We start from the raw sequence: 26,186 nt of genomic DNA, 5'->3' as shown, positions 1-26,186 counted from the left end.
AAGGCCCCGTGCAATGACGGACCCCACCACCCTGGACTCTTCACGCCGCCTCATCGAGCGGCAGTACGGACGGCCGCTCCACCAGTTGACGTACGACACCATCCCCCGGCCCGGTCGGGACCACGACCCCGTGCTCTCCGCCGCCCTGAACCTCTACGACGGATTGCGTGAGACATCGGCCCGGCTCACCGAAGCCCGGCAAAAGGTGCGTCAGCTGCTCGACGAAGGCCACGACAGCACCGTCGACGGCACCACCCGCCTGCTCAATCTCGCGCAGGACATCCACGCCCTCACCACCCGGCACGTCACCGAAACACGGGCCCTTGGTGACCTCCTCGGCGCCCACCGGCCATCGCTGCCGCTGCCCTGCGCGGCGCCGACCAGCCTCTATGCGGCTGACGACCTCGAAACACTCCTGCCGCTCGCCCGGCGGATCGCCGCCGGCTCCCCGCACCTGTCACGCGCCATGCTCGGCCCCGCTCTGCGCGCCCACGGCATCCGCGTCAGCAACCAGCGCCTCGGCGCGCTCCTGAATCGCCTGCGCACCGAGACCTTCCTCGGCGCCGCTGCCTAGTCCCCCGCCCTGATCACGGAGTCACGACATGACGTTCTGGCCGACCGACGCCGACCCCGGCCACCTGGAGCAGACCCTCGCCCGTCTTTCCCCGCGCTGGACCACCTGGACGTTGCTCACTCTCCAGCGCCACGATCACCTGCGCCTGTCCGAGCTGGGACGCGCTCTCCCATGGATATCGGGCACGGCACTGAGTCAGCAGATGCCCCGCCTGCAGCATCACGGCCTCGTCGACCGGACCGGGCGCGGCCAGTACCAGGTCACCGACACCGCCCGGCAGTTGGCGCCGGTCTACCAAGCCCTCAGCGCCTGGGAGAGCACCCGCTTCCCCACGGACCAGCCGACCGCCAAGGCCGAGCGGATCGAGACCGCCCTCGCCCGGCTCCGTCCACGGGACACCACCACCGTGCTGCACTTCCTGGCCCAGCACCCGAGGACATCGTTCACCGAGTTGCAGCAACGCATTGGCCGCCCCGGGTCGGCCTACGCCCGCCTCCAGCGGATGCAGACCGACGCACTCCTGACCCGCACGGGGCACGGCCAGTACGAGCTGACCGAGACCGGTGCCGCTCTCGGACCCGTTTACGAGGCACTGAACACCTGGTCTGCCAACCGCACCACCGCCGCGGCTCCGGTGCACATCACCGCCCCGATCGTTCAGGAGACGGTCAGCGCCCGTGCCACAGCAGCCCTTCGCCGTACGACGACTGCTGCCCAGGGGCTGTTCTCTCACGCTCCGACACCCGAATCGGCCGTCCCCGCTGCGTGGACCAGCGCCTCCCGCCCCCTGCGCACCCGGTGAACCGCTCTATGCCGCCGCACAGAGTCCCGTCGGTTCCGCCCATCCACAGCCCTCGCGCCCCTGTCCTGGCAGGGGCGCCTCCTCGCCCGCCTCCGAAGGACGCTCGCCCATGACCTCCACGCCTCACCAGCTGCCCGCCGAAGACGACGACCTCCTCGTCGGCCCCGTCTACCTCGCCGGCCCCGGGAACCCGGCCCTGGTCACCGGCCACCTGCGGGCCGCGCCTGGGTGGGCCGAGAGCCAAACCCCCTACGGCCGGGTGTTCTCCAGCCCCTGCCTTCGCGCGCAGATCGCCGAGCTGCCTTCGTCCCGTTACGGCGGCTGGAAGATCTCCTGGTCACGCGAGCCTCTCGCCGTCCCGGCATGGATCGCGACCTTCACGCGCAACACTCCTGCCGAAATCGTCTCCGCTTTCACCACGACCCTCATGCGCGGAGTGGACGACGACCACAAGGATTTCCTCCCCGGCGGCCCTCACTACACCCCCATCGCACCCGGCGACGTCCTTATCGCCCGCGGTTGGAAGGACGAGGCCAACGCCCTCTACCAGTACCAGTACTCACCAGACCGCCACGCCTACCTCAGCCTCCGCAAGTACGACACCGACTTCCACGACGAGTTGGAAGGCTGCGTCTCCGCCGAACGATCCATGTACGCCTGCGTCAACGCCGCCAATGGGCCTCGCTGGTATGCGGACTTCACCTCTGACACCCCGCTGCACTTGATCACCGCCGCAGCCGACGCCCTCTCCAGCCCGGCACCGGTCGCCCGCAACCGACGCGAACTGCCCGAGCGCAACCTCCCGTACCTCACCAGCCGGCCCGCCGCGTCCTCACGCGTCACTGCCGCACGTGCCCGCACGACTGCTCGTCTCCTGGTCGCAGGCTCATCGGCGGCACCAGCCGCAGCGGCAGCGACACATCCGGGTGTCGCCAATCCTCGGCGCTCTCGCCGCTGATCTCGCCAGCCCTCGCATTCACGGAGCCACCCATGCTGACCCCCGAGGACGACGCCTACTGGCGGGAGTACCACGTCACGCCCCGGTACCTCGCCGGATCGCTCGGCGTCGACGAAGATCCCAGCCTGCGGCCGTTCGTCAACCTGAACTGGTCGCACCACCAGGTCGACGACGACCTGGGCAAGACCGTCTTCGTCTCCCCTGACGGGCGTCTGCGGATCGGGTTCTTCGGCGACGACTACATCCTGTGGAACGTCGCCGCCTACGAAGATCCCTTCGGCCCGCGTCGCTGGGCCGCGACCTTCAACCAGAACACGCCGCCGGAGATCGTCGCTGCCTTCACCACGGCCCTGGCCCACGACTACGAAGAAGGCAATGACCACTTCCTGGCACGCCCCGCGGTGCGCTGGGACGAGCAGACGCAGCCCCTGACCGAGGCGGGCTGGGCCCGAGATCCGAGCGCTAAGACCGGCACCGTAGAGATCATCGCCCCGGACAAGCTGGCCGGCATCTTCCTCGACATCCGCTGTCAGGACCCCGAGGACGAGCAATGCCTGCTGTGGTCCGGCCCTCCAGGCTGGGGAACCCGCGCGGAGGCCACCTTCACCACCCACACCCCGGCCCACCTCATCGCCGCCACCGCCGCCGCCATGGCCGATCCCGCGCCCCTGGTCCGCTACGAGCGCAGCATCCCTCAAGAGCTCCGCGACCTCGTCCAACTCACCCCGGTCGAACCACCGCCTCCCCCAAAACCCACACCACTCGACGTACGCCGCACCGCCGTCTCGTTGGCCGTCGAACGCGCCTTCCGCAGTTCGCCAACCGACCCTCGGGCCGTGGCCGCCCTGGCCCGCACGACGTTGCCGAGCCCAACGCGTTCGGCTGGCTCTCCAGCGCCACAAGCCTCACCGCCTGGCGCTCACCTCAGCCCAACTCGACCTGGCCCGCGCCGGTAGCCCGCCTCCCTGCGCCGAACGCTCCAAATCACCCAGCCACGTGGGCTCCGCAACCACATACAAAGCGGCCATCGCATCACGTACGGCCGCCACGGTGCCGCAGTTGAACCCGGTCCACATCCCGTCGGACCAGACCAGCCGAACCGCTCCTCGCGCGAGCCGCTGACGCCGTTCGACCTTGCCCTTCCCCATCTCCCCCGCCTCGTCCAGGAGCCCTTCCATGCCCCGCCCCACCACCACGTCCGGACTGCCCTCGGGCTGGCTGACCCGCTGCTACCTGCTTCGGGCCGCCGACGGCGTGGCCGGCACCACCGTCATGTACGCCGTGCCCCTGATCATCCTCACCACCACCGGCTCGGTGGCCCTGACGGGTCTGGCGTTCTTGCTGGAATGGCTGCCCCGGTTGCTGACCATGGTCGGCGCCGGACCGCTCGTCGACCGGCACCGCCCGGAACGGGTATTCGCGTACGTCTGCGCCCTGCGCACCTTGGCGGCCGTGGCCACCGGCATCGCCCTGCTCCTGGGGGACGGCAACGCGGCGAGCCCAGTCGTGATGGGGTTCGGCGTACTGTCCGGCATGCTGACCGAGGTCTCGTTCCTCACCATGGAGTCGCTCGGCGCGCATGCCAGCCGACACGCCGCCGCCCGCGCACATGGGGTTCAGACAGTGCTGGTCGGCATCGACCAGTCCGCTCTGCTGGCCGGACCCCTCCTCGGCGGTGTCCTGTTGCTCGCCGGCCCCACGGTCCTGCTCACTGTGCTCGCCGCGCTGTCCCTGCTCGCCGCCGTCGGCGCCCGTGGCCTGCCAGCCACTCTGCGGGCGGCAGGCAGCCTGCCGAAGCGGTCGTCCACACCCTGGGCCGGACTGGCTACTGGCTGCCGAGTGATCGCTGCCCGGCCCGCCCTGGCCTGGCTGGTGGCATCCATGACCACCTGCGGCTTGATCTCCGGCGTGCTGCACGTCAGCGCTCCGATCACGCTCACCACCCGCTTCGAGGTCTCCACAGCGACTGCGGGCACCGTGTGGAGCACCGCCACCGTCCCGTCGCTGCTCGCGATCGCCGCGGCCCACAAGGCCATCGACCGATACGGCCTGTGGGCCACCGGCCTTGCCGGTGCCGCTTCTCTATCGGTCGCGGCGCTCACCGCCGCCCTGGCCCCTTCCGCGCTGCTCTACGGCGTCGCGCTGGCGGTACTGCTGTGTGGCGAGGGTGTGCTGAGCGTGGTGCTGCGCACCGCCCGCGCTCGGCTCATCCCGCCTGCTGTGTTCGCCTCCACCTTGGCCGTCACCCTGCTGGCGATCCTCGCCCCGTTCCCGCTCGCCGGAGCCATCATCGCGGTCCTGCCACCGGACCAGATCCCGAGGTTGGTGCTGACCTGCGTTCTGCTGCAGGTCGCGGTGACCGCCCTCGGATTCCGCGGACTGTGGCACCACCGCTCCGCCTACGCTGATGCCAACACCTTTCCGAGCCCTACCCGGTCCGCGGAGACGCCGCTCCGCGACGCAGCCTGAACGGCCCCAGCGCAGCCGCCCTCCCGGCACACATGTAGCGATGCGGGCCGGGCGCTCGGGCCCGCGACCCCAACCGTGACCGGGCTACTCCGTCGGTCTGATCCCCGGCTCAGGCGCCACCAGTTCGCCCACGGCAGACGCGAACCACGCGCAACCCGCTTGAGACCACGACGCGGTCCAAGGGAACGTACGACGGCTCGGAAAAGCCCCAGGTCAACGAAGGGATCCACGCCGTGCTCCACGCCCCGACCGCGCACGCACCCACCAGCCTCAACCCTGCCGAATGGCCGCTGTACCGCGTCGCCCCGCGCTACCTCGCCGGTCCCGGCGAAGACAGCGCGGGCACCATCATCCAGACCCTGACCGACGCCGGTTGGACCGACGCAACGTGGATGGACAACACCCGCGTGTTCGATCCGAGCCAGCGCCTGGCCCTCGAATTCCTCCCCGAGGCGCAGCCCGTACCGCGCCTCGAAGGCCAGCGCGTGCTCTGGCGGCTGTGGGCCCGCCGCGACGCCGCCAGCCCTCTGGCCTGGACCGCACTGTTCACCGACGAAACGCCCGAGGAGGTCCTCCTGCCGGTGATCGGCGCACTGGCTGCCGCCCCGGACACGGCCCTTGAGCAGTCGCTGCGATGCCCCGCTCGGACCGAAGCCGATGACGCGGCGGTCGTCGCCCCTCTCGCCGCTGCCGGATGGTCTCCTGAACCGACCGAGCAGCCCCGTACCTATCACGCGCCGCGACTTCAGGCCCGCTTCACCCACCAAGTACCTGGCTACGACGGTCACTCGGACCACGCGCCCGCCCGCTGGCTGGCCACCGCCCGTCTCGACGACGACGCCCCGGCGCAGTGGGCGGCCTCCTTCGACGACACCACACCGACCGGCATCCTCGCCGCCTTCACCACCGCGCTCGCCGACCCGAACCCGGTCGACCGCTACGAACTGCCCCGAGGCGCCGAGGCGTATCTCATCCTCACCCCCGCCTGATCCACACCACGTCATCTGGTAGGCCCGGACGCCTCTGGGCCGACCGCTTCATCCCCCATGCCCTCTCCACAAGGAGAAGCTGTCTTGGCCCACCACCGCGCACCCCTGATCTCCCATCACAAGGACGGCTCGGAGTGCCCGCCGTCCCACAAGCACACGACGTCCGGCAAGCCCCTCCACCCCGATTGTCCCGGCCGCCACCACTTCGAGTCGGTCTGCACGTGCGGTGCCTGGAAGCTCTCCGGGGGCGTCAAGACCCACGTCAACGACGAGCGCAAGCGACACCTCGCCACCCACCGCGCCACCGAGCTCGCCGAGGGCCCTGTCATGCTGCGCGGGCTCCTGCGCCTCGACGCCAGTTGAGCCTCACGCCGTTCTCTCCCGCCCGCCCGTTTCCTGTAGGAGGTCTTCCATGTCCCGGCTGCCGACCGTCGGCCAGCTCATCCACCAGCTCCAGACTCTCGACCCCGACCGCCCGGCACTCCTCGCGATCAATCCCGATTGGCCATTCGCCCATGTCATCGGCCGAATCGTCGAAGGCGAGGGCGACAGTGGCCCGACCGTGTACATCGCCGAGAACGGACAGCACGGCTACCTCCCGCGATCCGTCGGCGACACCTTGGGGTGGCACGAGGAAAACTGGGACCCCGGCCTCCATCCCGCCGCCGGTGGTGACGACCAGGAGCCGTGGTACCTCGACGGGCAGGACGCCGCGTACGTCGTGACCGAGCTCCTCCACCACCGCCCAGGCTGGACCGCGTACGACACTGATGTCGAGGGCGTATACACCGCCCCCGGCAACCATCTGACGGTCCGCTGCGCCGACAGCGGCTGGTCCTTCGAAGCCCGCCGTACCCCCGGCGGCGAGGAGGTCTGGCACGCCGACTTCGACGCCGCCGTCCCGGCCACCGCCATCAAGGCGTTCGCCACGGCGCTCCTCGGCCCGGATCCCACTGTCTGATGTCATCTCATCCCTCGTTCCGGGCGGGCTTCTCAGTCCGCCCGGAACGGGGTCGCCTTCCGGGTCAATCTGCTGCTGGAGGAACCCATTTCCACGTACGTTTCCGCCCGATCGCCCCTCACCGCTCTGTCGTCCCTGACCACTCGCCCGATGCCCGACGGCGTACGCGGCGCCCTCGTCCACCACGTATCCGCCACCCCCGACGGCCCTTTCCAGACCTGCTGGATGGCCGCTGATCACCCCAGCCGCGTACCGCCGGGCAGGATCCTGCTGAGCTGGAACCCCGCGCCCGACAGCGGCATGCACGTCACGGCCCACCTCGGCCTGCCCGGCGCCGAGGTCCTGCTGGCCACCTGGCCCCAGCTGGCCGGCGACTGGAGCCGCACAGTCCATCCCACCGTCGTCGAGGTCATGGGCCTGCACTCCGCTCTCACCCTCGCCACCACCGTCCTGGAACTCTTCACAGACCACGGCTAGCCCAATGAAGTGGGTCGGCTCTGATCACTTGAAGTCTGATTCTGCGGCTAGGTCAGGCGACGATTCGGCGGCGGGAGAGTCTCCGGTTGGATGTAGACAGCGGTTCAGGACCATCCGCCCGTCGCCCTCCTCCGCATCGATGAACCCCAACTCGTCGCATTGTCCGCACTGGGCGATCCGGCGGCGATCCCGGACTCGGGCGACGATGGCGTGCAGGTCACGGCCTGGCGCGAGAGCAGGCAGTGGCAGGTGCCAAGGGCGGTTGTCGTACTCCGGTACGGGCTGTCGGCGCTCGATCGCGTCGAAGATCTTCCCTTCCAAGATGGTGACGGCAGCGGAGGACGCCTCGCCCGGACCGAGGCCCTTGCGCTCCTTCCAGGAAGACGCGGAGTCGGCAGCACGCCAAGCGAGGCAGACCATCTGGCCGGCCGTGAAGCCTTGCTCGAAACCCCGTTCGACGAACGTCGCGAGGTCGTGTATGCGCGCTGGGGGAACCTCCGGGTAGCGATACTCCGCCACCAACTGCTCGTTGAAATAGGCCACCATGTCGGCCACCTCCATGCGCCTGACCAGCGCGCCCAGGGCCCGCCGGGCCGTTGCAGCAACCTCGCCGGGCGCCAGTTGCAGGTACTCCCTGGCCTTATCGACGAAGTCCTGTGCGTGCGTGGTCCCGCCCACCAGCCGCCAGCTCGCCAGCCACACCGCGTAATAAACGCCACCGTCCCGATCCCGTCTGGCACCGCCGGCCGGGGCGCTGGGGTGTACGGCGAGGAGACCACGGGCGTACAGCTCTGTGACGGCAGTCAGGTCCTCCTCAGGGAAGCCCGTCCAAGTACCTGGGCTAAGTTGCTCGAAACTGGGAATCGGTCCCATGGGGTTGGCATAGGCGTGCTGGAGCATCGCGGTGAGCACGACAACAGCTGCAGCGCCGATGTCCTTCACCTGCGGGTCGGGGTCGGGCTCCCGTTCGTCCTCCTCTCGCCGAAAGTCGGCAATCTGCTGTGCCAGTAGCCGCTGCTCGTGCTCTGCTTGCTGCTGGGCTTCCTCTTGCTCGATACGGAGAGCCTCGTTTTGTCGCTTTAGTTCCTCGGCCTGGACTTTCCGGCACGGCGGGCAGCGGAAGCCAGCCGGATTGCGGTCGAGTTGCGGCCCCGCGAGGAGGCGCGCCTCCCGCCGCGTAGTTACCTGGGTAGGCTCCCCGCACACCGAGCAGACGTGGGCGAGCAGAAGGACGTGCGAGACCTTAGCGACTGCGGTCTCGACCCGGGTGGCGTCACCGAGTTCGCCGATATGGTGCGCCCAGCGCCCATCCTCGTTCAGTGCCCAGTACCGCTGGCACAGCTCACGGACCTTCGCCGACGACGCTTGCTTCAGCGCGAGACGCAACCGGGGGCGGGAGCTGTCGGGGAGGTCTGCGAAAACAAGTTGCGGCGCCTTCACGCGTTTCCCGCCAGCTGCTTCTCGCTCCCGGCGGCGCCCGCGTTTGCCCATGGTGGTGATCTCCAGACTTGAGACTCGGCTGGCCCCGATAGTGCGCCGAGGCAAGCGCCGGACGATCTGCGCCATATGGACAGAAAGGGCGGGAATAGTTGAGCAGAAAGGAATCTTCATCCTCCTCCGATCGGATGATTCTGCGGCAGGGCCCGGGTTTGACGCGTTGACTTGGCCGCCGGTTTTCTCCGGCGGACAGCCCTGAGTGGAGGCGGAGGTCCAGCCAGCAGGTGCCGGATTGGTGGGTTGCGCGCCGGAACAGTGGGGATTGCAGGCATTTGCAGGGCATGGGATGACTTCACGCGCACGGTCAGCCGCTCATAGGCACCGGGCGCAGGCCGTGGAGCGGTGATCCGGCCGCCGTCATCGAGGGGGAGGAGCCTCGAACTTCTCGGAAGTGCCGATCCAGATACCAGCCCCGCTTGATGATGCGTTCGCCATGCCTTGTTGACCTGCGGTAGTTCCGCGCAGGACCTGCTCAGAATGCCGCTGAAGGACGTTGGCTCCCCGCAGCGGCGGGGGCTGGTGGTTGCCGCGGGCACGTTGGCCCAGTGCACTCTTTCCGGTGATCTTCGCGAGCGGCCGGAACCGTTCCCCCGGGAGCACGCAGGACCGAACGCCGCTGGCTGCGCGATACCGCCCCGTCGCTGTCGATCTCCAGACGAGCACCAGCCATCGTTACACAGGCGCGCGGAGCACCACCCCATGCGTCATGGTTGCCGGGTGGATGCGGAACAAGACTCTTCGTATCGGATTCCCCCGCGTCGTCCCCCGCTGATGGCCGAGCTGCACCGGAAACTGCCCAGCGTGGACGACCGGATCAACTGGCTTTCCGTGCCTGCGGACCCGACCGAGTACGAACAGGTCGCTGACAGCCTGCACTCCTTGTTCGTCACGGCGCGGAACCTGGCTCCCGACCGCAACGTCACGGGATGCACGCGTCACCCCAATGGTCCGGTGGACACCGAGGCCCCCGAGGGCTGGGGACGCTGCCTGTTGTGCAACAGCAACCGACGCATCGGTCACCCCGGCGTCAAGGCCGCTCCGGAGATCCAGCGAGGCATGTGGGCTATCCCCGAACCCCCTTACAGTCACCGTGCGTTGACAGAAACCATGAAGAAGCTCAACGAGGCCGTGATGGAGCTTGGTCTCCAGTCTCCCGACCGGGACTTCGAGCACGTTGCCGATCTCGCTCACTCCGCTTTTTTCATCGCCCGTGAGCTCTCCCGGCCGCGCAGCCGCTCCGGCTGTCCGCGGCATCCGGGCGCCCCCATCGACAGCGACGCGCCCGGAGGGCCTCAGTGCCTGTTCTGCCTCGGTCGGCAGCGGCTTGCTCTCCAGGGCGAACCGAAAGTGAACATCCGCCCCAGCCGTCCGGCTCCCTCCATCCGGCGGCCACGCAACTGGCCCGCCCGTCCCGCAGACGACGCCTGATCGAGCGCCCGCCGCTCAGCCCCATCCGGCGACACAGCGGCGTTCCAGGGGATCGTGCCCGCTGAAGGCGCGGCTCGAGAAAGGTCCAGCCCCATGTCCGACACATAACCTGGGCTCGGTAAGGAGTGCATCGAGGGGAGTCCGAGGTCACCGCCACAGGGACGGCCCCCCTTCGGCTGTAGGCCAAGAGAGCCTCCGGCTCGCCGGAGAATGGACACGGCATCCCCGCTACGCCCGCCAGTTCGCAGCCCGCCGGCGCGAGCGCCCTGCCTGCCGGAGTCCGCGCCGTCCGCTGGGTTTGAGTCGACTGCGGCTCGTCAGCCTGGCGACTCAGGCTCGCGATCCTTCTCGTCGAGCAGGGCTCCGTGTTTCCTGGCGCGGCTTTCGCGAGTGCGCGAAAGCATCAGGCTCGAGTGATCGTTTGGGTGCGCCGGGGGGTATCCAGTGATCAGGTATGAGTACCCGTGAGCCAGAAGCGAGGTCACGCAGGTCCGGCGGCACGTTATCGTCTGGCGAGGTCACGCAGGGGATAGTGGGGAGGAAACGTGCGCGGTGCAGGGCGGCTGCCGTTGCCGATAGCGGCGGGCAGCGGGCGCTGGGTGAGTGTGGCGGCGGAGCGGACCGTTCTCGGGGTGGTCCACAACATCACATCCGCGACACGGCTACTCGACCTGCTCACCGTGTTCGAGGGCGACCGACGTGTCCAGACGGTGTTCACCTGTACTGAATCGTCGGCTTTGGACGAGGGGACCATTGAATTCTTCACTTCCCGGGGAATGCTACACATACCATGGGAAGAAGCAACTGTTCGCAAATTCGACCTGGCGATTGCTACGAGCCGTGGTGGCGACCTTCACAATTTGCGGACTCCATTGATCGGCGCACCGCATGGCGCCGGTTATAGTAAGCTATTGAAGCGGGAAGCGGGAAGCGGGAAGCGGGAAGCGGGAAGCGGGAAGCGGGAAGCGGGAAGCGGGAAGCGGGAAGCGGGAAGCGGGAAGCGGGAAGCGGGAAGCGGGAAGCGGGAAGCCTTTGGCTTGTCGCCGGAATGGTTGACGCATGAAGGGCGGGTTGTTCCGTCGGCGATCATTCTCTCTCATGATGAGCAACGTGAGCGGCTCGCTGTTAGTTGCCCCGAAGCTGTTCCCGTGAGCGTGGTGGCGGGAGACCCTTGCTTCGATCAGCTACAGGTGAGCGCTCCATTCCGAGAGAACTACCGGCAGGCTCTAGGTATCCGTCCGGACCAGAAGCTCATTGTGGTCTCGTCGACGTGGGGGCGCGGGTCAATTCTGGCATCGGACGAAACTGATACGGATTTACTTCGCCGTGTCCTGGCGGAGCTACCAGCCGATGAATACCGCGTTCTGGCGGCCGTCCATTGTAATGCCTGGTACGGCCATGGCGCCTGGCAGCTGCAGAACTGGTTGGCACCGCTTACGGAACATGGGCTACTACTTCCGGTGCCGGACACGGAAACCTGGAAAGCCGCACTTCTGGCAGCGGATGGAATTCTTGGCGACCATGGCTCTTTGACGATGTACGGAATCGCATTGGGAATCCCCGTCATTTTGGGCTCTTTCGCGGAATCAAAGGTGGCCCCTCAATCCCCCATGGCTCGCCTCGGCAAGATACTTCCCCGGTTTTCTGCTCACCGGCCTTTCCTGCCGCAGATCGAGGAAGCAGCCGCAGTCCAGCGGGACAGCGCCGAACTGCACCAGCTGCGTGCGACTGTAACGTCACAGCCCGGGGAATCGGCCGTCCTGCTGCGGCGCCTGTTCTATCAATGGCTTGAACTTCCCGAGCCCGTGACACCCGCCAGGTCGCGATTGGTGCCGGTTCCCTCCACCGTGCCAGTGGGGTACTTCTCCCCCGTCCAGCGGCCGGTGTACGTGTCCGTCGCCTCCGAAGAGGGATGGGCTACGATACGACGCTATCCCGCGCCCCTGCAGCGCCGCACCATGGAACGGCATCTGTCGGGAGCCCATCTGGTGGCCGACATCGACGATCCGGACGCCGGCTGGCCCCGCTCCGCGGACGTACTGATTCTGCCGCTCGGCCGACCGCGTTACGTCGTCGGGATGGTGAGCTGGGAGGACATCGCCGCCCTCTACCCGGGGTGCGCCCTGCTCGCCCTCGAAGAACCCGAGGGCGGCTGCCTGGCATTGCCGCGGGACGGCGTGCGCCTGCGCGCCCGCTGGGATGGCAGGCGCCCCTCGTGGGCGTCGGCCGCCATCGCGGCCTCGGTGATCCACGACCACGCGATGTCCACCGTGGGCAGCCACGGCCCCTCGTGCGTTCAGGTGGCGATCGGGGCATCGGCCGAGACCGGCCTACTCGTCGTCGACGCCCTGTGAGCCGTCCTCGTCACCTGCCCCCGAGGCATCCGCGAGGCGCTGGTCCGCCTCCTGTGCCCGAAGGCTGTTCGCCTTGCGGAACAGATCGCCCGCTGTGACCCAGTCCAGCGTCGCCCGTGCGTGGTCGCCCTGCTCACTCAGCAGATCGCCCCTGAGCAGGAGGATGCCGGCCCGCTGGTAGGGCGGGCCGTTCACGGTCATGATCTCGATCGCGTCGTCGAGCGCCCGCACAGCTTCGCCCGGCTGCTCGGCAGCGCGCCGGTCCTCTGCGTATCGGGTCAGGGCACGAGCCTCGTTGTAGGGGTCGGGCACCGGCAGGTTCGCGAACTGTTCGCGGGCGGAGCGCAGTTCCCGGGCCGCTTCGTCATGACGTCGCAGATCGGTGCAGGCCACTCCCCGGTGGAGGGCGAACAGGGCTCGGCCACGCTTGTGGTCGATGCCGTTCAGTGCGTCCAGCCCCAAGGCGTAGTACTCCAGGGCAACGGCAGGATTGCCCAGCTTGCGTTCCAGCAGGCCGAGGCCCTCCAGCGCGCTGGACTCCGTTCGCCGCTGACCTTCGGTGGCGTTGCCGTCGGCCGGGCGTACGAGTTCAAGCGCGCGCTCGAAGTGCTCGCGGGCGGTCTGCGGGTCACCCTGGCGTGTGCTCCACCGCTCAAGATGAGCGAAGCCGAGTTCGAAGTGCATGCGGGCGATGGCCATCTGGTCACGGCATTCGTGGGCCGATTTGAGTGCCAGTTCGTGCGTGGTGATCCAGGGACTGTGCAGGCCGCATTTGAGGTAGAACGTGTGCAGCCCCTGGGTCAGCCGCCAGGTCTGGTCATGCCGGCCTTTCTCGTGAGCCCGGCGTACCACGTTCTCCAGGCTCTCCCGGCGTCGCTCCAGACTCGCGATCACCCCTGGTGCGTCAACGCTCCCCGTGGGTACGTACGCCGCGTATGTGCCCGCCGGGTCATGCCGGTAGCGGGAGGACAGAGCCGCCTCCGCGCGTTCGACGAACTCCAGGTAGTGCGCGACGATCCGGTCCAGCACCGCTTCACGGGCGTCGGCCGGTTCGTCGGCGAGAGCGCACGCGAGCGCGTGGTCGTGGATGAGGTGGTGACGCACCCGGTAGCAGCCGTCCTCGGCCGGCTCTATCAGGTTCGCGGCGGTGAGCTGTCGAAGGGCCTTGTTCCGGGCGGCGGTGTCCATGTCCGGGAGCATGGCCCGTACGACGTCCGCCTCGAAGGTTCCTGCGGGGTGGAGGCCGATACAACGGTAGAGACGCGCGGCCTCCGGGGCGAGACCGCGATAACCAGGGTCCAGAGCGGCGGAGATCTCGTCATCCACGTTGAGCGCTTCCAGTCTGGTCGTGCGGTCGGACAGTTCTGCCGCCAGCTCACGCACCCTGCCAGCATGGCCGAGTGCCAGCTGCGCTCCGGCGATACACAGAGCGAGGGGAAGATCGCCACACCCATCGGCGATCAGATCCAGTTCCTTCTCGTACGCCGTCGCGTCGCCTCTGATCCTGCCGACGTTGACGAGCAGCTTCCGGCTGTGCACCCGGCCCAGCGGCTTCATCTCGAAGGGCTCCGCGCCGACTCTGCGGACCAGTTGGGGCAGGCGGGAGTGGCTGGTAATGAGAGCCACGCTGCCCGGAGTGCCTGGCAACAGCGGTTCGACCTGAGAAGCGACCGCGACATCCTCGAGCAGCACGACGATCGGACCACGCGCAGCAATCCTGCGGAAGTACTGCGACCGTTCTCCGGGGTCAGCAGGCACGTCTCCCGCCGGGATCCCCAGCTCACGGAACCAGCGCTCCAGGATCGCCGAGGGCTCCGGCAGGTTTCCCCAGGGATCTCTGCCCAGCGACCCTTCGAGTTGAGGTCCCGTCAGTTCGTCCCGGTGTATGCGCAGCCACTCACGCGCAACGGCAGACGTCCCACTACCCGGCACGCCCTGCATATACATCGTGGCGGCAACCCCGGTGGCCTGGCCTGTTGCCCACACGGCGTCCATTCGCCGTAGCAGGCTGGCATTGTTCTCGTAGTGGTCCATCGGCCACAGAGCGATTCGGGGCAACGGCGCCGACGTGCTGGGAAGGGCCTGTCGTGGGGCCGCCGGGCTCCCGTCGTAGTAGTGGTTGTACACATTCGACACGTGCGTATGACCGCCCACCACCAAGGTGCCGTTGGTGACAACGTTCCTCACCTCGGTGTGCAGGTCCCTCAACTCGCCCGCCAGAGACGGCTGCTCCTCCAGCAGCTGGCGCAGTTCGCTGCGCAGCAGCTCCTCGATCTCCGGCACCAGTTCCGCCACGCGGGCCTCGTCGCCCCTGTCACGCGCCAGGGTCAGATCGTTACGCCGCTCCTCCAGTTCGCTGAGGAAGGAGTCCTCCCGTTCCTGCCGACTCCGCCTGAAGAGTGCCCCCATCCGAGCCTTGAAGGCGGTATATGCATCGGTACCGATCGTCCCTGCCACTGTCGTCGCAACGGACGCGGCCAGCCGCACCAACTCCGCTTCCACTCAGCCCCCTTGAACGGCCCGAATCCGGCTCGCTCTACACTATCGGCTTCCGATCAGCGTGCAGCAGAGGTTGCCCGGTCAACCGCACACCGCTTCAGCGAACGAGCAGCCCGAGGACCTGCGCCGACTACCCACGGCACAATCGCTCAAGGCGTTCACGGCACGGTTCAGACCCAGTAGGCGCCGCGCAGCTCCCCTCCGAACCCCGCAGCCTGAATGGCTGTCTGCGGGCTGTCGTACACCTCGCCGCCGGGGCCGGCCATCGCCTCGAAGTCGGCTCGGCCCAACTCGCGCTCGACCCACTGGTGGGCGCAGCGGCAGCGGATACTGACCTGGTTACGGTCGCAGATGAGCAGCCAGTCGCGGCGGGCTCCGCAGGCCGGGCACATCTGGATGATGCCGGTGATCGTCAGCTCTCCGGGGTGGGTGGTGCACTGCACCCGGAATTCGCCGTCGTGCGGTTGCGTCTCCTGCTGGAGCCGCAGGATCGGGTCGTCGGCGGGTGCCGGCGTCGGCGTCAGCGCGTTGGTTCTCGTACGTACAGCGTCGTCGTGCAGCACCGGCATCAGCTCCCTCATCATCCTCTCCAGCCATAACAGCGCAGCCTGCCCGTGTCCAGCGTGTTGAGGTGCGGCTCAGCGCCTCGGCCTGCGCGAGCGAGGGTCCGCCGACGCAACGTGACCAGGGCTCGTGTCGGTCGGCGCAGGGGTGGTACGTGCCCCGGTGAGGCTGGCCGTGCTGGTCTTGGTGTCCTTGGCGGTGCTCGTAGAGCGTCGGCGCGGGGCGTCAGCGGTGGCGGACAGTTTGCCCAGACGGCGAATTCGCCAGACGAGTACGTCGGTGACGCTGTCGGCGGTGTCCAACTCCCGCCACTCGACGGCCTCCTTCAACAGCGCGGCCGGATCGTGTCCGGCGCGTTCAGCCTGATCGAGGGTGGCAGCCAGTGCGTCCCAGCCGGGCTCGCCGCCGAGTTGGTGGTTGGGCAGGACGGCGTTGATGGTGTCGGCATGGCGCTGGCGGACCGGCTGCGGGAGACGGCGGCCCTGCTCGCGCATCGCGCGTATCGGGGTGCCGGCGGCTGCGCGGTAGGCGACGCGCAGGTGGTGGGCGGCCTCGGCGGAGGCGGCAGCCTGTTGGGCATGGCCTCGGGCGGAGTGCCAGCGGGCAGCGGCGATGGCGAGCAGGACGAGGGTGGACAGAACCATGGCGGTGGCTCCGCCGTCTTCGCCTCGGCCGAGGGCGTCTCCGGCGCGGATGATGCCTCGGGCTGCGGCACGTACGACGCGGTTGTCGGCGCGTTCGGCTCGGATGTGGGAACGCGTGGCGCGTTCGAAGGCGCGGGCCGCCTCGCGGAGTTCACTGCGGGTGGCGGCGGGTGATGTCTGGGCGAGGGCGTCGAGGAGTTCGCCGGCGCCGACGAGCTGGGCGGCAGCTTCTTCGTCGTCGTCCTGTCCGAGGGCGGTGGTGGCGCGTTCGGCAACAAGTGCGGCTCGGCGACGGGCCTGTGAGGGCTGCAACAGGCTGAAGGACGGCGTTTCCAGGTGGGCGGAGCGCGGTTCGCCGTCGGGCTCGCGGTCTTGGTCGACGGGTCCGGCGGCAAGACGCTTGCGGATCTTGGGGAGGGAGAGGTCCGGAGCGAGCTTGGAGCCGGGGAACCAGATGGGTTGGCCGTCGCGGTTGCGGTCGCCGGGCAGGGCGACGGTGTAGCCGAGGGTGTCGCCGGACGGGGCGAAGCGCTTGTCGACGCGTAGTCCGGCTTCGGTCAGGCGGGTGAAGAACTCCGCCTCGTCGGCGGCTCCGGCAACCGCCTGACGGACCGTCTCGCGCAGGATCTCGCGCGGGGTGCGGTCGTGGCCGGTGCGCTCAGCCTTGAAGCGTTCTGCGCTGGTGGGGTTCGGGGCGGCAGTGCCGTCTCCGGCCTTGAGTTCGCGCAGGCCCCATTCCTTCTCTATGCGGCGGCACTCGGCTTGGGAACGCTTCTGGTCGTACGCGTTGCGAGGCTGGCGCAGGTCGCCCCGCACGATGGTGGCGAGGATGTGGATGTGGTCGTCGGCATGGCGTACGGCCACCCACCGGCATCCGTCCGGATCTCCCTCCTCCGCGATGCCGGTGGCGTGGACGACCCGGCGGGCGACCTCGCCCCATTCGGCGTCGGTGAGGTAACGGTCACCTGGGTCGGTGCGTACTGAGCAGTGCCATACGTGTTGCTTGGGACCACGGTCGCCGAGTTGATTAACCCGCAGGTCCAGGACGCGGGTCAGGTCGGTGAGGGTGGCGTCGGGGTCGCGGCCCGGGTCGGGGGCGAAGCCGTCGAAGGAGGCGACCTGGTGCGGGTCGATGTGCTCGTCGCGTTTGCCGGGGCCGTAGAGATAGGCGAGCAGCCCGTACGTGCGTGCGCCCCGGCTGATGTCCGGGACCATCTACACGCGCTTCCGTACGAGTTCGTGCGCGGCGGTGTCGACTACGGCGAGGGTGCGGACCAATGTCTTGAGGGCGTGGTCGAGTTGGCCGGGGCGGGGTTGGCCACCGCTGTTGTAGATGTAGGCGATCTGGTTGATGTTGTTGCCGACGCGGGAGATCTGGGCGCGGAGGGTGGCTAGCTCGTCGATGGCGGCGTCGAGTTGCTCGTTGGAGTCGAGCGGGGCGGCGGAACCGCGGGCAGCGGTCAGCCCGGCGGTGCCGAGGAAGCCGGAGGGGTAGACACGCCTGCGGGCTGCGGCAGCGATGATCTCGGCTTTCTCTTCGGCGGTGAAGCGGACGGCGATCACGTCTTCGCGGTGCGTGGGCTGGTACGCGCGGCGGCGTGGACGGCGCTCGGGGAGCGCGGCATCGCTTGTGCTTGGGACAGCGTCAGCGGCGTGCTCTTCGGCTTCCCCTTCTTCCTGCGGCGCCCCCTGGTGCCGCAGGTCCGGTTGGTTCCCGTGCGCCCCCGCTCGGGAACCAACCGGATCTCCCTCGCCCTCCTGGGCGAGGGCATGCGCCGTGGATATCCCTTTGGGATATCCACGGCAACAGCTTGCTCGGCCGGTGGCCGTCGGAGCCTCCGGCTCCACTGAGGAGGTGGTGCCCGCCGAGTCGGCGGTCGTCATCGGCTCGACTCCGAGCTGTGGCGGCGGACATCGCGCAGGATGTCGGCGACGTAGTCCATCGCCAGGACTGGATGGTGCAGGGTCCACGGTCGCGAATCGGGCGTACGGTGCACGATCCAGTCCCCGTCGGGCCTGCCTTCGACGCGGTGCAGGTGCCCTCGGCGGTGCAGAACGGTCAGCCAAGCGTCGGCTTCGGCAGCGGTGACGGGCGTGGTGCGCATGAGCGGCTTCTCCGGGTGCGGAAGGAAGTCTGGGTGTGGGCGCGGGGCGGGTGATCTGGCCGAGGAGCCGGTCAGACCGCCCACCCCGCGCAGAGGGCCAGTCAGGCGGCGCGGTCGTCGGCAGGCTGTCCGGGGTCGTCCCGGAGAGTGCGCATCAGCTCGGTCAGCCGGTCGTTGGACAGCGGGAGACCCTGTCCCCGGATGGCCTCGGCGACCACCGCGCGGGTGGTCCGGCCGGTCTCGGTGACCGCCTTCCGAGCGATGGGGAGCAGCTGGTCGGTAACTGGATCGGTCACCCGGTCGCCTCCGGCCAGAGGCTTCGGACGACTAACCGGGTTGGTGCCCGTGGTCGCGGACACCGGCCGGTCACCATGCGAGCGGGCATCCCCGGCCGCTCTGGCACCGAGGTGTCCGCCCTGGTCACCGGTCCGGAGAGGTGTCCGGGTGACCCGGGCAGGTGCGCCGGTCACCGGCTCGTTGACAAGGTCGATCGCATCTCCGATCAGCTGACCAGAGGTGCCCTGACCGGCTGTTGTCCGGGCGTCCTGACCGGGCGTGTGCGAGGTGACCGCCTCGCGGTCGTTGTCCTGCCCGGGTGTCCCGGTCAGGGCGGCGGGCTGGTGACCGGGGGTGACCTGACCGGCGCTTGCGGCCTTGGGCTGTCCGGTGGCCGCCGGTCGCTCACCCTCAATCGGGTCAGCCGAGTGACCGGCGGATGCCGGGTGTCCGAGGCGAGCGGGGACAGTCTCCTCGGTGACCCGGCGGGCGATGAGGATGTACAGGTGGACGGCTCCGGCAAGGGCGAGTGGGGCGAGGGTGGACAGGACACCGACCGTGGTATCGCCGAGCCGGAGCCTTCCGGTGGTCGTGTGCTGCGCGTTGAGGCGGACGGCGTGCAGGGCGTTGGCCCAGATGCTGGCAGCGGTCGCGGTGCCGAAGAGCGTCCATACGTACGCGCGGGCACCGATCGGTGCGGCGCGCAGCACTACCAAGGCACGTACTCCGTAAGCGATGAAACCGTCTATCACCAGCGGGAAGAGGTATGTGAGAGGACCGCGGACGTGGATGGCGACGGCCATCTGCTGGAGGGCGTCGTACGACAGCGCGCTGCCTGCCGCGCCCAGGGCCACGATGGCGGCGCGGTCCCAGCCGGTCATGCGGGCTCGCATTGGTGCGGCGGTGGTCATGCCGCCGCCCGGAGGTCGTCGCGGGACACCGTGGTCTTCTTCTTCGGCCGCCCGCGCTTCTTGGGCTTCGCCGTGGCGGTGTTGCGGTTTTCGAGTCGGCGGCGGGTGCGTCGATAGAGCTTGCCGGCGTGTTCCTCGGTGATTTTCAGCAACCAGGCGAGGCGGCTGGCGGGGATGCCGTCGCGGAAGGCGGCCAGGGCGGCGGCCTCGCGTTCCCGGGTGGTGAGGTGGATGTCTTGTCCGGCGAGTACGGCGTTGACACGGGCGTAGTCGAGGCGATGCGGCAGCTTCTTGTGCAGGGGCTCGCGTTCCTCCTCGGTGAGGCCGCCCCGGATGCCCTCGCGGTCCCGGTTCTCCAGGGCTACGTCCAGGCAGGTGCGGCGGACCGGGCACTGGGCGCACAGTGCCTTGGCAGCGGCGATCTTGTCGAGGTCGTCCGGCTCGGGGAAGAACAGCTCGGGGTCGACTGGGTGGTGCTCGGTGGAGCGGCAGGCGGCGCGGTTCTGCCAGGTGTGGTCGCCCAGCGTCCGGAAGTGGGCAGGGGTCATCGAGGTCTTGGGCATGCGCGGGGTGTCTCCGATCGCCCTCCGCGCGCCCGGCGGGGCGTCGGCGGAGGATGGTGCGTGGTCGGGGAGTGATGGGGAGCGAGGAGCCGGTGGGATGGCCTCGTGGCGGTCAGGTGGCGGGGCCTCGTCTGCGGTCGGTGCCGGTCAGCACGATGCGCTCGGTCATCTCCGCCAGCCGGGAGGCGACCCGGTCGCCGACGGCCTGGCGCAGGTCACGGATGGCGAGGTTGGTGGTGATCAGCGTCGGCAGCATCTGGTTGTAGCGGTGGTTGACCAGCCGATACGTGATCTCCTCGGTCCACTCCGAGGTCTTGGACGCGCCGAGGTCGTCCAGGAGCAGCAGCGGGCAGCGGAACAGCGCGAGCAGCTCCCGCTCCGTGTCGACACCTGCCCGGGGGCGCAGGCTCGCGTACATGTCGGCGGCGGTGGTGGCGTGCCAGCGCACGCCGATCTCGGCACCCACGAGGCTGCGGATGGCGCCGTACGCCAGGTGCGTCTTGCCGGTGCCGGTGGTGCCGACGAGCAGGAGCGACGGGCCGGTGCGCACTTGTCGGCGGGCGCCCTTGCTGGGAGCGACGGCCTCCGAGGCGACGTTGCGGACCCACGCCTCGATCTGCGGGTGGTCGCCGATCGCGCTGCGGTAGCGCAGCGGGATCCGAGCCTCGGCCGCCTCCAGCGCGGCGATCGGCTCGGGGGTGTCGTGCACCACGGCGGTGGCGGGGTCGACGCCCCGGGCCGCCAGGATCCGGGCGATGCGGGCCATGGTGCCCTCGCCGCCGAGCCGCTGAGGTTCGCGGTTGTGGTCGCGCATCACAGCTCCTCGGCGTAGGCGGCGGCAGCGTCGACCGGGTTGGTCCACGCCGTGTGACCGGGCACGGTAGGCCGGTTTTCCGGCCGCACCAAACGACCGCCTCCGGCGTTCATCGCCTCGTTCACCAGGCTCGGCAGCGTCGAGGGGTGCATCGGCTTGGCCCGGAAGCGCTCCAGCCCCGCCCGGACGTGCTGCGGGTCGATGCCCTCGTCGAGCAGTTCGCGGACCTTCCGCCCGAGGTGTCCGAGCACGTCGTTCGGCGGACGTTCGGCACAGGCGGCGGCGTACTCGCCGATCAGGGCTCGCGCCGATGGTGATGGTGCGGGCGCTGTGCGCCCCGAAGGGTTAGAAGATCCAGGATCCAAGATCCTAGATCCAGGCGCCGAAGGCTCCCGGAGGGTTCGGGGAAGGTTCGGGGAAGCCTCAGAGAATGCCGTCTGACCTGCCGTTTCACCATTTCCGTGAGCAGTGGTGGCGCTGGCTTCGTCCGGGGTGCCCCGCTGGCCGTTGCCGTACTTGACACCGTGGTCAGGCCGCGCTGGAGCGGACGGCGCGGAGGCGGGGGCGGGCCCATCGAGGGTTCGGGGAGTATTCGGCGAGGCTTCGGGACTCGGCGAGACCTCGCCGGGCTTGGCCGAGCCACCGGTGCAGACGGCCTTGCAGGCCCCGCACCGATCGGCGGCATGATGAACCGGGCAAGAGGGCAGCCGGGACTGCGACGCCTTGTCGATCTTCTGGTGCTCGCTCCACGTGACCGCGTGCAGGTACCGGCGACCGTCGCATCCGGTGTACCGGCAGATCAGCCCGGCGTCGGCGAGCTGCTGGAGGTCGTCCTCGGCGTGGACGGCGGTGTGCTCGGCGCGCAGCGGCCACAGCAGACCGTTGATGATTGCCGGGTTGTCGCGGAAGCGACCCTGGTCGTCGGCCTGGGTAAGCAGGCCGAAGAAGGTCCGCTCGGCGTTCACGCTCACCTCGGCGAGCGACTCGGAGAAGAACGCCTCCGGCTTGATGGTGCGGATCCGCGCCATGCTCAGCGACTCCGTCCTGCCGTGACCACGACGGCGCGGCGGAGGCGGGCGGTGGTGAGGTCGAAGTCGTACACATCGCCCCAGGTGGCTTCCGGGTACATCCGGATGATCCAGCGGGCGGCGGTGATCGCCTGGGTGCGATTCAGGGTGATCGGCTTCCCCGCCGTGTTGTAGGCGCGGGCGTGGGGGTGCGGCCACGCCTGGGTCGGGTCGTGCAGCGTCACCCGGAAGGTGGCGGCTCCGGGGATCATGTCGGCCAGTAGGTCGGCCAGGCGACGGTGCCGGTCGTCAGGCTCCGTGACGCTCCGGCTTCCGCTCCGGTGCTCGGGCATGCGAGTATCCTTCGCTGGTAGTGAGCGACCCGGCTGTCTCTCGTGGAAAAGGTCCAGCCGAGTCGTTTGGTAGTGAATCCGGGCCCCTCTTGGGGGGCCGGCCTCGGCGCCTGGGAGTTCCCGCTCCTGGGCGCCGGTGCAGTTTTCCGGGCTTACCCGGCCCGGTCGGTCTGCCCGTCTCGTATACGTGCCTCCTTCTTGCCGTCCCTCCCCAGGCGGGCTGCCCGGCGAGCGACGACGAACATATGCACAGGTCGCGCCAAGATCCAGACCTATCTCGGTGAGGCTGTGGCCGGACCCTTGTCCGCAGCCGGAGACATGCGACATTCCTCTCGGGTGACTGCTTCGCCAGCGCCGCGCCAAGGGCACCGAGGAGCCGTTCAGATGATCTCTGCACCCGCCGTCGAAGCGGGCGATGCGCTGTCCGGCGCCCGAGGGGTGCGAATCCTCGGGCGCCGATTGCTTCGGGATCGCTCCGCACCTGAGACAGCGCAGGCTCCCCCGCGGCCTCTCTCCGATCCCGGAGGCATCACAGAGAGGCCGAAGGCGAAGATCGAGTAAGCGTGCGAAGCTCCCCGCCTTTCGCTAGGCTGAAGCTATTCCGACTCAACGAAAAAGTCAACGCGCCGATATTCCTTCGGTTTGACGAAAAATGAGGGTGAGATGTCTGCTCGTCACTTCGACCGACACCGTGTGCGCACGGTGCGGCGAGCTGCCGAGATCTCGCAGGCCGAGGTGGCCGCGGCCGTCGGCGTGGCCGACTCGACGATCGCCGGCTGGGAATCGGGAGACACGGTCCCTGACGCGGAGAAACTGCCCGCGCTGGCCCGCGCCCTCAAGCGAGGGCTGGACGACCTGTTCCCGCGTACCGGGCTGCCCGATCTGACGGACCTGCGGTGCGATGCCGGCTACTACCAGTACGAGACGGCAGCGCTGATCGGAACCAAGAGCGCCGGACCAGTGGCGGGAGCCGAGCGCGGGGAGCGGCGGCTCAAGGACAAGTACGTCCCGGACCTGGCGGCGGCGTACCGGGTGAGTGAGGAAGAGCTGCGGCGGGCCGAGGACCGTTCGATCGCCAAGGCCCAGGAGACACAAGGAGGCCAATCCGCCGAGGATGCGGGGATCGTCCCGGCCTCCTCTGGGCCGCCCGGCACGCTGGGCGAGAAGATCACTCTGATCCTGGAGCGCTCGTACCCCGGGCAGCAAGGGCCGCCGACTGACGTGGAGATCGCCGACGCCGTCAATGCTCATGCCGGGGCGAAGGTCATCACCTGGGAGGGTGTCCGGGATCTCCGGACCGGTGTCGCGGAAACGGCTTCGCCCGTCGTTCTTGAGGGCCTGGCCGCCTTCTTCGGTGTGTCCCCGATGTACTTCCAGCCGGACGATGCCGTGGCCCGTCAGGTCTACGAGGGCCTCCGGCTCCTGTCAGCGTCAAGGAGCGGGGCCGTGGGCCGGGTCAGGGGTCGGGGGATGGGCTCTCAGGGTTTGCCGGCGAACGTCATGGAGTTCGTCAACGACCTGGTCACGGAGATGGAGCAGAGAGAACCGGAGGCGAACGAGTAGCGCTCTGTCCGGGACTCTGAACAGCCCCGGACATGCTGGCCTCTACTGCTGTGCGGTCGTCTCGCGCGGCTCGTGCCGCCGGCCTGCGGCCACCACCGTCCGGACCGCCTTCAACGCGGTGAGGTCCTCAAGGGGGTCTCCGTCGATCACCAGCAGGTCCGCCCGGAACTCGGGAGCGATTCGCCCCGTCGTTTCGCCCAGCCCCAGCGCGCCGGCCGCGTCGGTGGTCGCCATATCGAGGATCTTGCTGTTCGGCAGGCCCAGGTGCGCGTAGAACGACAGGGCGGGCACCAGGCCGTCGAACCCCGCCCGCTGGACCCCGGCGTCGGTTCCGGCGATGAGCTTGGCGCCGGCCTCGGCCATCTGTCGCACGAGATCGAACATGACCGCGGCCCGTTCCTCGCCGAAGAACCGGGGGAGCATCTGCCAGTGGGGGCTGACGGCCGGGCAGACGGCGACGCCCTGGTCGATGATCCGCTTCAGGACGTCCTGCCGGAGGTCGAAGCCGTCGCTGGTCATCCACGTGCAGTGCTCGATCGTGTCCACGCCCGCTTCCACGGCCGCGGTGATGCCCTCCGTACCGTGGGCGTGGGCGGCCACTGGTACGCCGGCCTGGTGGGCTTCGTCTACCAGGGAAGTGAGTTCCTCCGGGGTGAACTGGCTCTGCCAGCTCTTGGGCCCATCCTTGGTCAGACCGCCTCCGGTCACCATCGCCTTGATCACGGTGGCACCGGCCGTGATGTTGCGCCGCACGAGGTCGCGGACCTCCTCCACGCCGGAGACTTCACCGCCGAGGAAGTGGCAGTGGCCTCCGGGCGGGGTCGCGGGGGTGCCCGCGGACACGATCCGAGGGCCTGCCGCGCTGCCGTCGGCGATCTCCGCGTCCAGGCGGAGGGCGAGGCCACTGCGGTCGCCCAGGTCGCGCACGGTCGTCACGCCACTGTGGAGGAGTTGCTCTGCACGGCGGCGCATGTCCTGAAGGAGGGTCTCGTCGCTTGATTCGTGGAGCGTGGCCACGGGGTCCGCGCCACCGTCGAAAGCAAGATGGACGTGGGCGTCGATGAGGCCAGGCACGACCGTGCCCTCGGGGAACGCCAGGTGCATCACGTCCGAACCGGCCCGCTCCGCGATCTGCGCGCGTGGCCCCACCGCGGTGATCGAGTCGCCCTCGATAAGGACCGCGCCGTCGTCCAGGTATGTCCCGGAGCCGACCAGGACTCGGCCAGCGGTGATCAGCATTTCGTCTCCTTGGTCTTCGGTGTTTACGCGGACAGCCGCAGTGCGTCCGACACCGCGATCAGCTGGCGGACATCGGCTTCCCGGTCGTCTTCCTGGGGAATGGCCAGCGGGACCGCCTGACGTGGCGAGAGGGCACCCTTTCCGATCGTGGTTACTGCCCGGCGGAGGCGCTCGGCCAGTTCGGCAGGGGCGAGGTCGAGGACTTCGGTGTCCTCGGCCGTGTAGCCGAGGTAAGGGCTGATGTCGACCAGTCCGTCTCGACATTCCACTATCCGTCGGTGATAGCGCCGGTGCACGCCGCGGGCCCGCCACCGGTCTCGGAGTGTCGGAGAAGTGGGCCGCAGCACGTTCTCGGGGTATGCCTCCGCGAGCAGCAGCCACAGCGGGGTGAGTCGACGATGATCACGTCGGTGGCGGGGCCAGAGCATCAGGGACGTGATCCTGGCGCGGGCCCCGGGGTAGGTGACGCCCACGACGAAGAGCAGGATGGACACCACCAGCAGGAACGCCACACCGGTCATGAGCGGCTGCGGTACGGTCCCGCCGCTCCACCGGATGGCGACGATGACCGCGCGGACGGCGCAGGCCACGGCCATCGCGGTGAGACCGATCGCGGCCATCCACAGGCCCGTGGCGTGCGGGCGCCGTGACATCCGGGCGTACCGGCGAGTCCACCGACCGGCGGCGCCCAGGGCGTACATGAGGTACAGGCCGGCGCCGCCGTAGAAGAAGGCGATCTGCGGAATCGTCATGTCCGCCGTGCTGAATGAGCCGGCGAAGACCTCGTGCGGAACGGATTCGGCGGCCACGGTGATCGATACCGCTACGAGCGCGACGACGGCGGCTTCCCGCCTGGCCCTGCGGCGGGCGGCCTGCCCGTCCGCCGAGTACAGGTAGAAGCACATCAGGAAGTAGACCGTCAGCAGGAGCAGCACGTTCTGAATCAGCTTCGCGGTGCCGTGCCCGGCCACAGTGTCGACGCCCGAGGCACCGCCGGGCATGGCCACGGGGTAGGAGAGCGCGGCGCTCAGCAGACACAACGTGACGGAACGCAGAGGAGCGTCATGGGGGGCGCGCGACCACTGGTACAGCTTCCAGATCACGGCAGCCGCGATGCCCACAAGGAGTAGCTCGGTCAT

Annotated in this window: 25 protein-coding genes; 12 read left to right on the top strand and 13 right to left on the bottom strand. The window is 69.0% G+C overall.

The window, feature by feature from the left end; translation table 11 throughout:
• Positions 1-13 precede the first annotated feature (13 nt).
• The 9 genes from F9278_RS27825 to F9278_RS27785 all read left to right on the top strand — a co-directional run bounded on the left by F9278_RS27825 (position 14) and on the right by F9278_RS27785 (position 7,230).
• Positions 14-574 (top strand): hypothetical protein, encoded by a 561-nt coding sequence (locus F9278_RS27825; protein ID WP_152170752.1) that lies wholly within the window; start codon positions 14-16, stop codon positions 572-574.
• A 28-nt stretch (positions 575-602) separates the two neighbouring features.
• Positions 603-1,376, top strand: coding sequence for a winged helix-turn-helix transcriptional regulator (locus F9278_RS27820; RefSeq protein WP_152170751.1), 774 nt, complete (start codon positions 603-605; stop codon positions 1,374-1,376).
• Positions 1,377-1,485: 109 nt separating this feature from the next.
• Entirely contained in the window at positions 1,486-2,334 is an 849-nt protein-coding gene (locus F9278_RS27815; RefSeq protein WP_152170750.1) for a DUF317 domain-containing protein, read from the top strand.
• 32 nt (positions 2,335-2,366) lie between these two features.
• A complete protein-coding gene (locus F9278_RS27810) occupies positions 2,367-3,290 on the top strand; it encodes a DUF317 domain-containing protein (RefSeq protein ID WP_152170749.1) in 924 nt (307 codons plus the stop codon).
• A 220-nt stretch (positions 3,291-3,510) separates the two neighbouring features.
• Positions 3,511-4,803 carry an MFS transporter gene (locus F9278_RS27805; protein ID WP_152170748.1) on the top strand — a complete coding sequence of 431 codons (1,293 nt, stop codon included), beginning with the start codon at positions 3,511-3,513 and terminating at the stop codon, positions 4,801-4,803.
• Between the two features lie 233 nt (positions 4,804-5,036).
• Positions 5,037-5,792: a DUF317 domain-containing protein gene (locus tag F9278_RS27800; protein ID WP_152170747.1), complete on the top strand. Its 756-nt coding sequence runs from the start codon at positions 5,037-5,039 to the stop codon at positions 5,790-5,792.
• Between the two features lie 84 nt (positions 5,793-5,876).
• Positions 5,877-6,155 carry a hypothetical protein gene (locus tag F9278_RS27795; protein ID WP_226966983.1) on the top strand — a complete coding sequence of 93 codons (279 nt, stop codon included), beginning with the start codon at positions 5,877-5,879 and terminating at the stop codon, positions 6,153-6,155.
• A 49-nt stretch (positions 6,156-6,204) separates the two neighbouring features.
• The gene (locus F9278_RS27790; protein ID WP_152170745.1) at positions 6,205-6,753 is read left to right on the top strand and encodes a DUF317 domain-containing protein; all 549 of its coding nucleotides are present in this window, start codon (positions 6,205-6,207) and stop codon (positions 6,751-6,753) included.
• A 150-nt stretch (positions 6,754-6,903) separates the two neighbouring features.
• Positions 6,904-7,230 carry a hypothetical protein gene (locus F9278_RS27785; protein WP_152170744.1) on the top strand — a complete coding sequence of 109 codons (327 nt, stop codon included), beginning with the start codon at positions 6,904-6,906 and terminating at the stop codon, positions 7,228-7,230.
• A 24-nt stretch (positions 7,231-7,254) separates the two neighbouring features.
• Here the strand turns inward: F9278_RS27785 and F9278_RS27780 are convergent, their stop codons facing one another.
• A complete protein-coding gene (locus F9278_RS27780) occupies positions 7,255-8,841 on the bottom strand; it encodes a hypothetical protein (protein ID WP_152170743.1) in 1,587 nt (528 codons plus the stop codon).
• Positions 8,842-9,498: 657 nt separating this feature from the next.
• Here F9278_RS27780 and F9278_RS27775 point away from each other — a divergent pair.
• Together F9278_RS27775 and F9278_RS27770 are read left to right on the top strand one after the other, a co-directional pair.
• On the top strand, positions 9,499-10,155 hold the full coding sequence (locus F9278_RS27775; RefSeq protein WP_152170742.1) for a hypothetical protein: 657 nt from the start codon (positions 9,499-9,501) through the stop codon (positions 10,153-10,155).
• A 545-nt stretch (positions 10,156-10,700) separates the two neighbouring features.
• Positions 10,701-12,509 (top strand): hypothetical protein, encoded by a 1,809-nt coding sequence (locus tag F9278_RS27770; protein WP_152170741.1) that lies wholly within the window; start codon positions 10,701-10,703, stop codon positions 12,507-12,509.
• Here F9278_RS27770 and F9278_RS27765 read toward each other — a convergent pair.
• The 10 genes from F9278_RS27765 to F9278_RS27720 form a co-directional block, all read right to left on the bottom strand.
• Positions 12,486-14,918 (bottom strand): tetratricopeptide repeat protein, encoded by a 2,433-nt coding sequence (locus F9278_RS27765; RefSeq protein ID WP_152170740.1) that lies wholly within the window; start codon positions 14,916-14,918, stop codon positions 12,486-12,488. The two genes, F9278_RS27770 and F9278_RS27765, sit on opposite strands and share 24 nt — an antisense overlap.
• Positions 14,919-15,178: 260 nt before the next feature.
• A complete protein-coding gene (locus F9278_RS27760; protein ID WP_193241668.1) occupies positions 15,179-15,592 on the bottom strand; it encodes a hypothetical protein in 414 nt (137 codons plus the stop codon).
• A 54-nt stretch (positions 15,593-15,646) separates the two neighbouring features.
• Positions 15,647-17,431, bottom strand: a complete 1,785-nt coding sequence (locus tag F9278_RS27755; RefSeq protein ID WP_152170738.1) for a relaxase/mobilization nuclease domain-containing protein — start codon at positions 17,429-17,431, stop codon at positions 15,647-15,649.
• Positions 17,432-17,779 (bottom strand): plasmid mobilization protein, encoded by a 348-nt coding sequence (locus F9278_RS47450; protein ID WP_226966982.1) that lies wholly within the window; start codon positions 17,777-17,779, stop codon positions 17,432-17,434.
• 317 nt (positions 17,780-18,096) lie between these two features.
• The gene (locus F9278_RS27745) at positions 18,097-18,321 is read right to left on the bottom strand and encodes a hypothetical protein (protein ID WP_152170736.1); all 225 of its coding nucleotides are present in this window, start codon (positions 18,319-18,321) and stop codon (positions 18,097-18,099) included.
• A gap of 101 nt (positions 18,322-18,422) precedes the next feature.
• Complete coding sequence (locus tag F9278_RS27740) at positions 18,423-19,490, bottom strand: DUF2637 domain-containing protein (RefSeq protein WP_319023116.1); 1,068 nt, start codon at positions 19,488-19,490, stop codon at positions 18,423-18,425.
• A gap of 14 nt (positions 19,491-19,504) precedes the next feature.
• A complete protein-coding gene (locus tag F9278_RS27735) occupies positions 19,505-20,071 on the bottom strand; it encodes a WhiB family transcriptional regulator (protein ID WP_152170734.1) in 567 nt (188 codons plus the stop codon).
• A 112-nt stretch (positions 20,072-20,183) separates the two neighbouring features.
• On the bottom strand, positions 20,184-20,885 hold the full coding sequence (locus F9278_RS27730; RefSeq protein WP_152170733.1) for an ATP-binding protein: 702 nt from the start codon (positions 20,883-20,885) through the stop codon (positions 20,184-20,186).
• Complete coding sequence (locus F9278_RS27725; protein ID WP_152170732.1) at positions 20,885-21,913, bottom strand: hypothetical protein; 1,029 nt, start codon at positions 21,911-21,913, stop codon at positions 20,885-20,887. Before F9278_RS27725 ends, F9278_RS27730 begins: the two co-directional genes overlap by 1 nt.
• 2 nt (positions 21,914-21,915) lie before the next feature.
• Positions 21,916-22,245 carry a transcriptional regulator gene (locus tag F9278_RS27720; protein ID WP_152170731.1) on the bottom strand — a complete coding sequence of 110 codons (330 nt, stop codon included), beginning with the start codon at positions 22,243-22,245 and terminating at the stop codon, positions 21,916-21,918.
• 663 nt (positions 22,246-22,908) lie between these two features.
• Between F9278_RS27720 and F9278_RS27715 the strand changes: the two genes are divergently transcribed.
• Positions 22,909-23,808 (top strand): helix-turn-helix domain-containing protein, encoded by a 900-nt coding sequence (locus F9278_RS27715; protein ID WP_152170730.1) that lies wholly within the window; start codon positions 22,909-22,911, stop codon positions 23,806-23,808.
• Positions 23,809-23,850: 42 nt separating this feature from the next.
• Here F9278_RS27715 and F9278_RS27710 read toward each other — a convergent pair whose 3' ends face one another.
• Positions 23,851-25,047 (bottom strand): amidohydrolase family protein, encoded by a 1,197-nt coding sequence (locus tag F9278_RS27710; protein ID WP_152170729.1) that lies wholly within the window; start codon positions 25,045-25,047, stop codon positions 23,851-23,853.
• 23 nt (positions 25,048-25,070) lie between these two features.
• Positions 25,071-26,186, bottom strand: coding sequence for an MAB_1171c family putative transporter (locus F9278_RS27705; RefSeq protein ID WP_152170728.1), 1,116 nt, complete (start codon positions 26,184-26,186; stop codon positions 25,071-25,073).

Origin of the sequence: Streptomyces phaeolivaceus, assembly GCF_009184865.1 — a bacterium.
Lineage (GTDB): Bacteria > Actinomycetota > Actinomycetes > Streptomycetales > Streptomycetaceae > Streptomyces > Streptomyces phaeolivaceus.
This window is presented reverse-complemented; position numbering and strand designations above follow the sequence as displayed.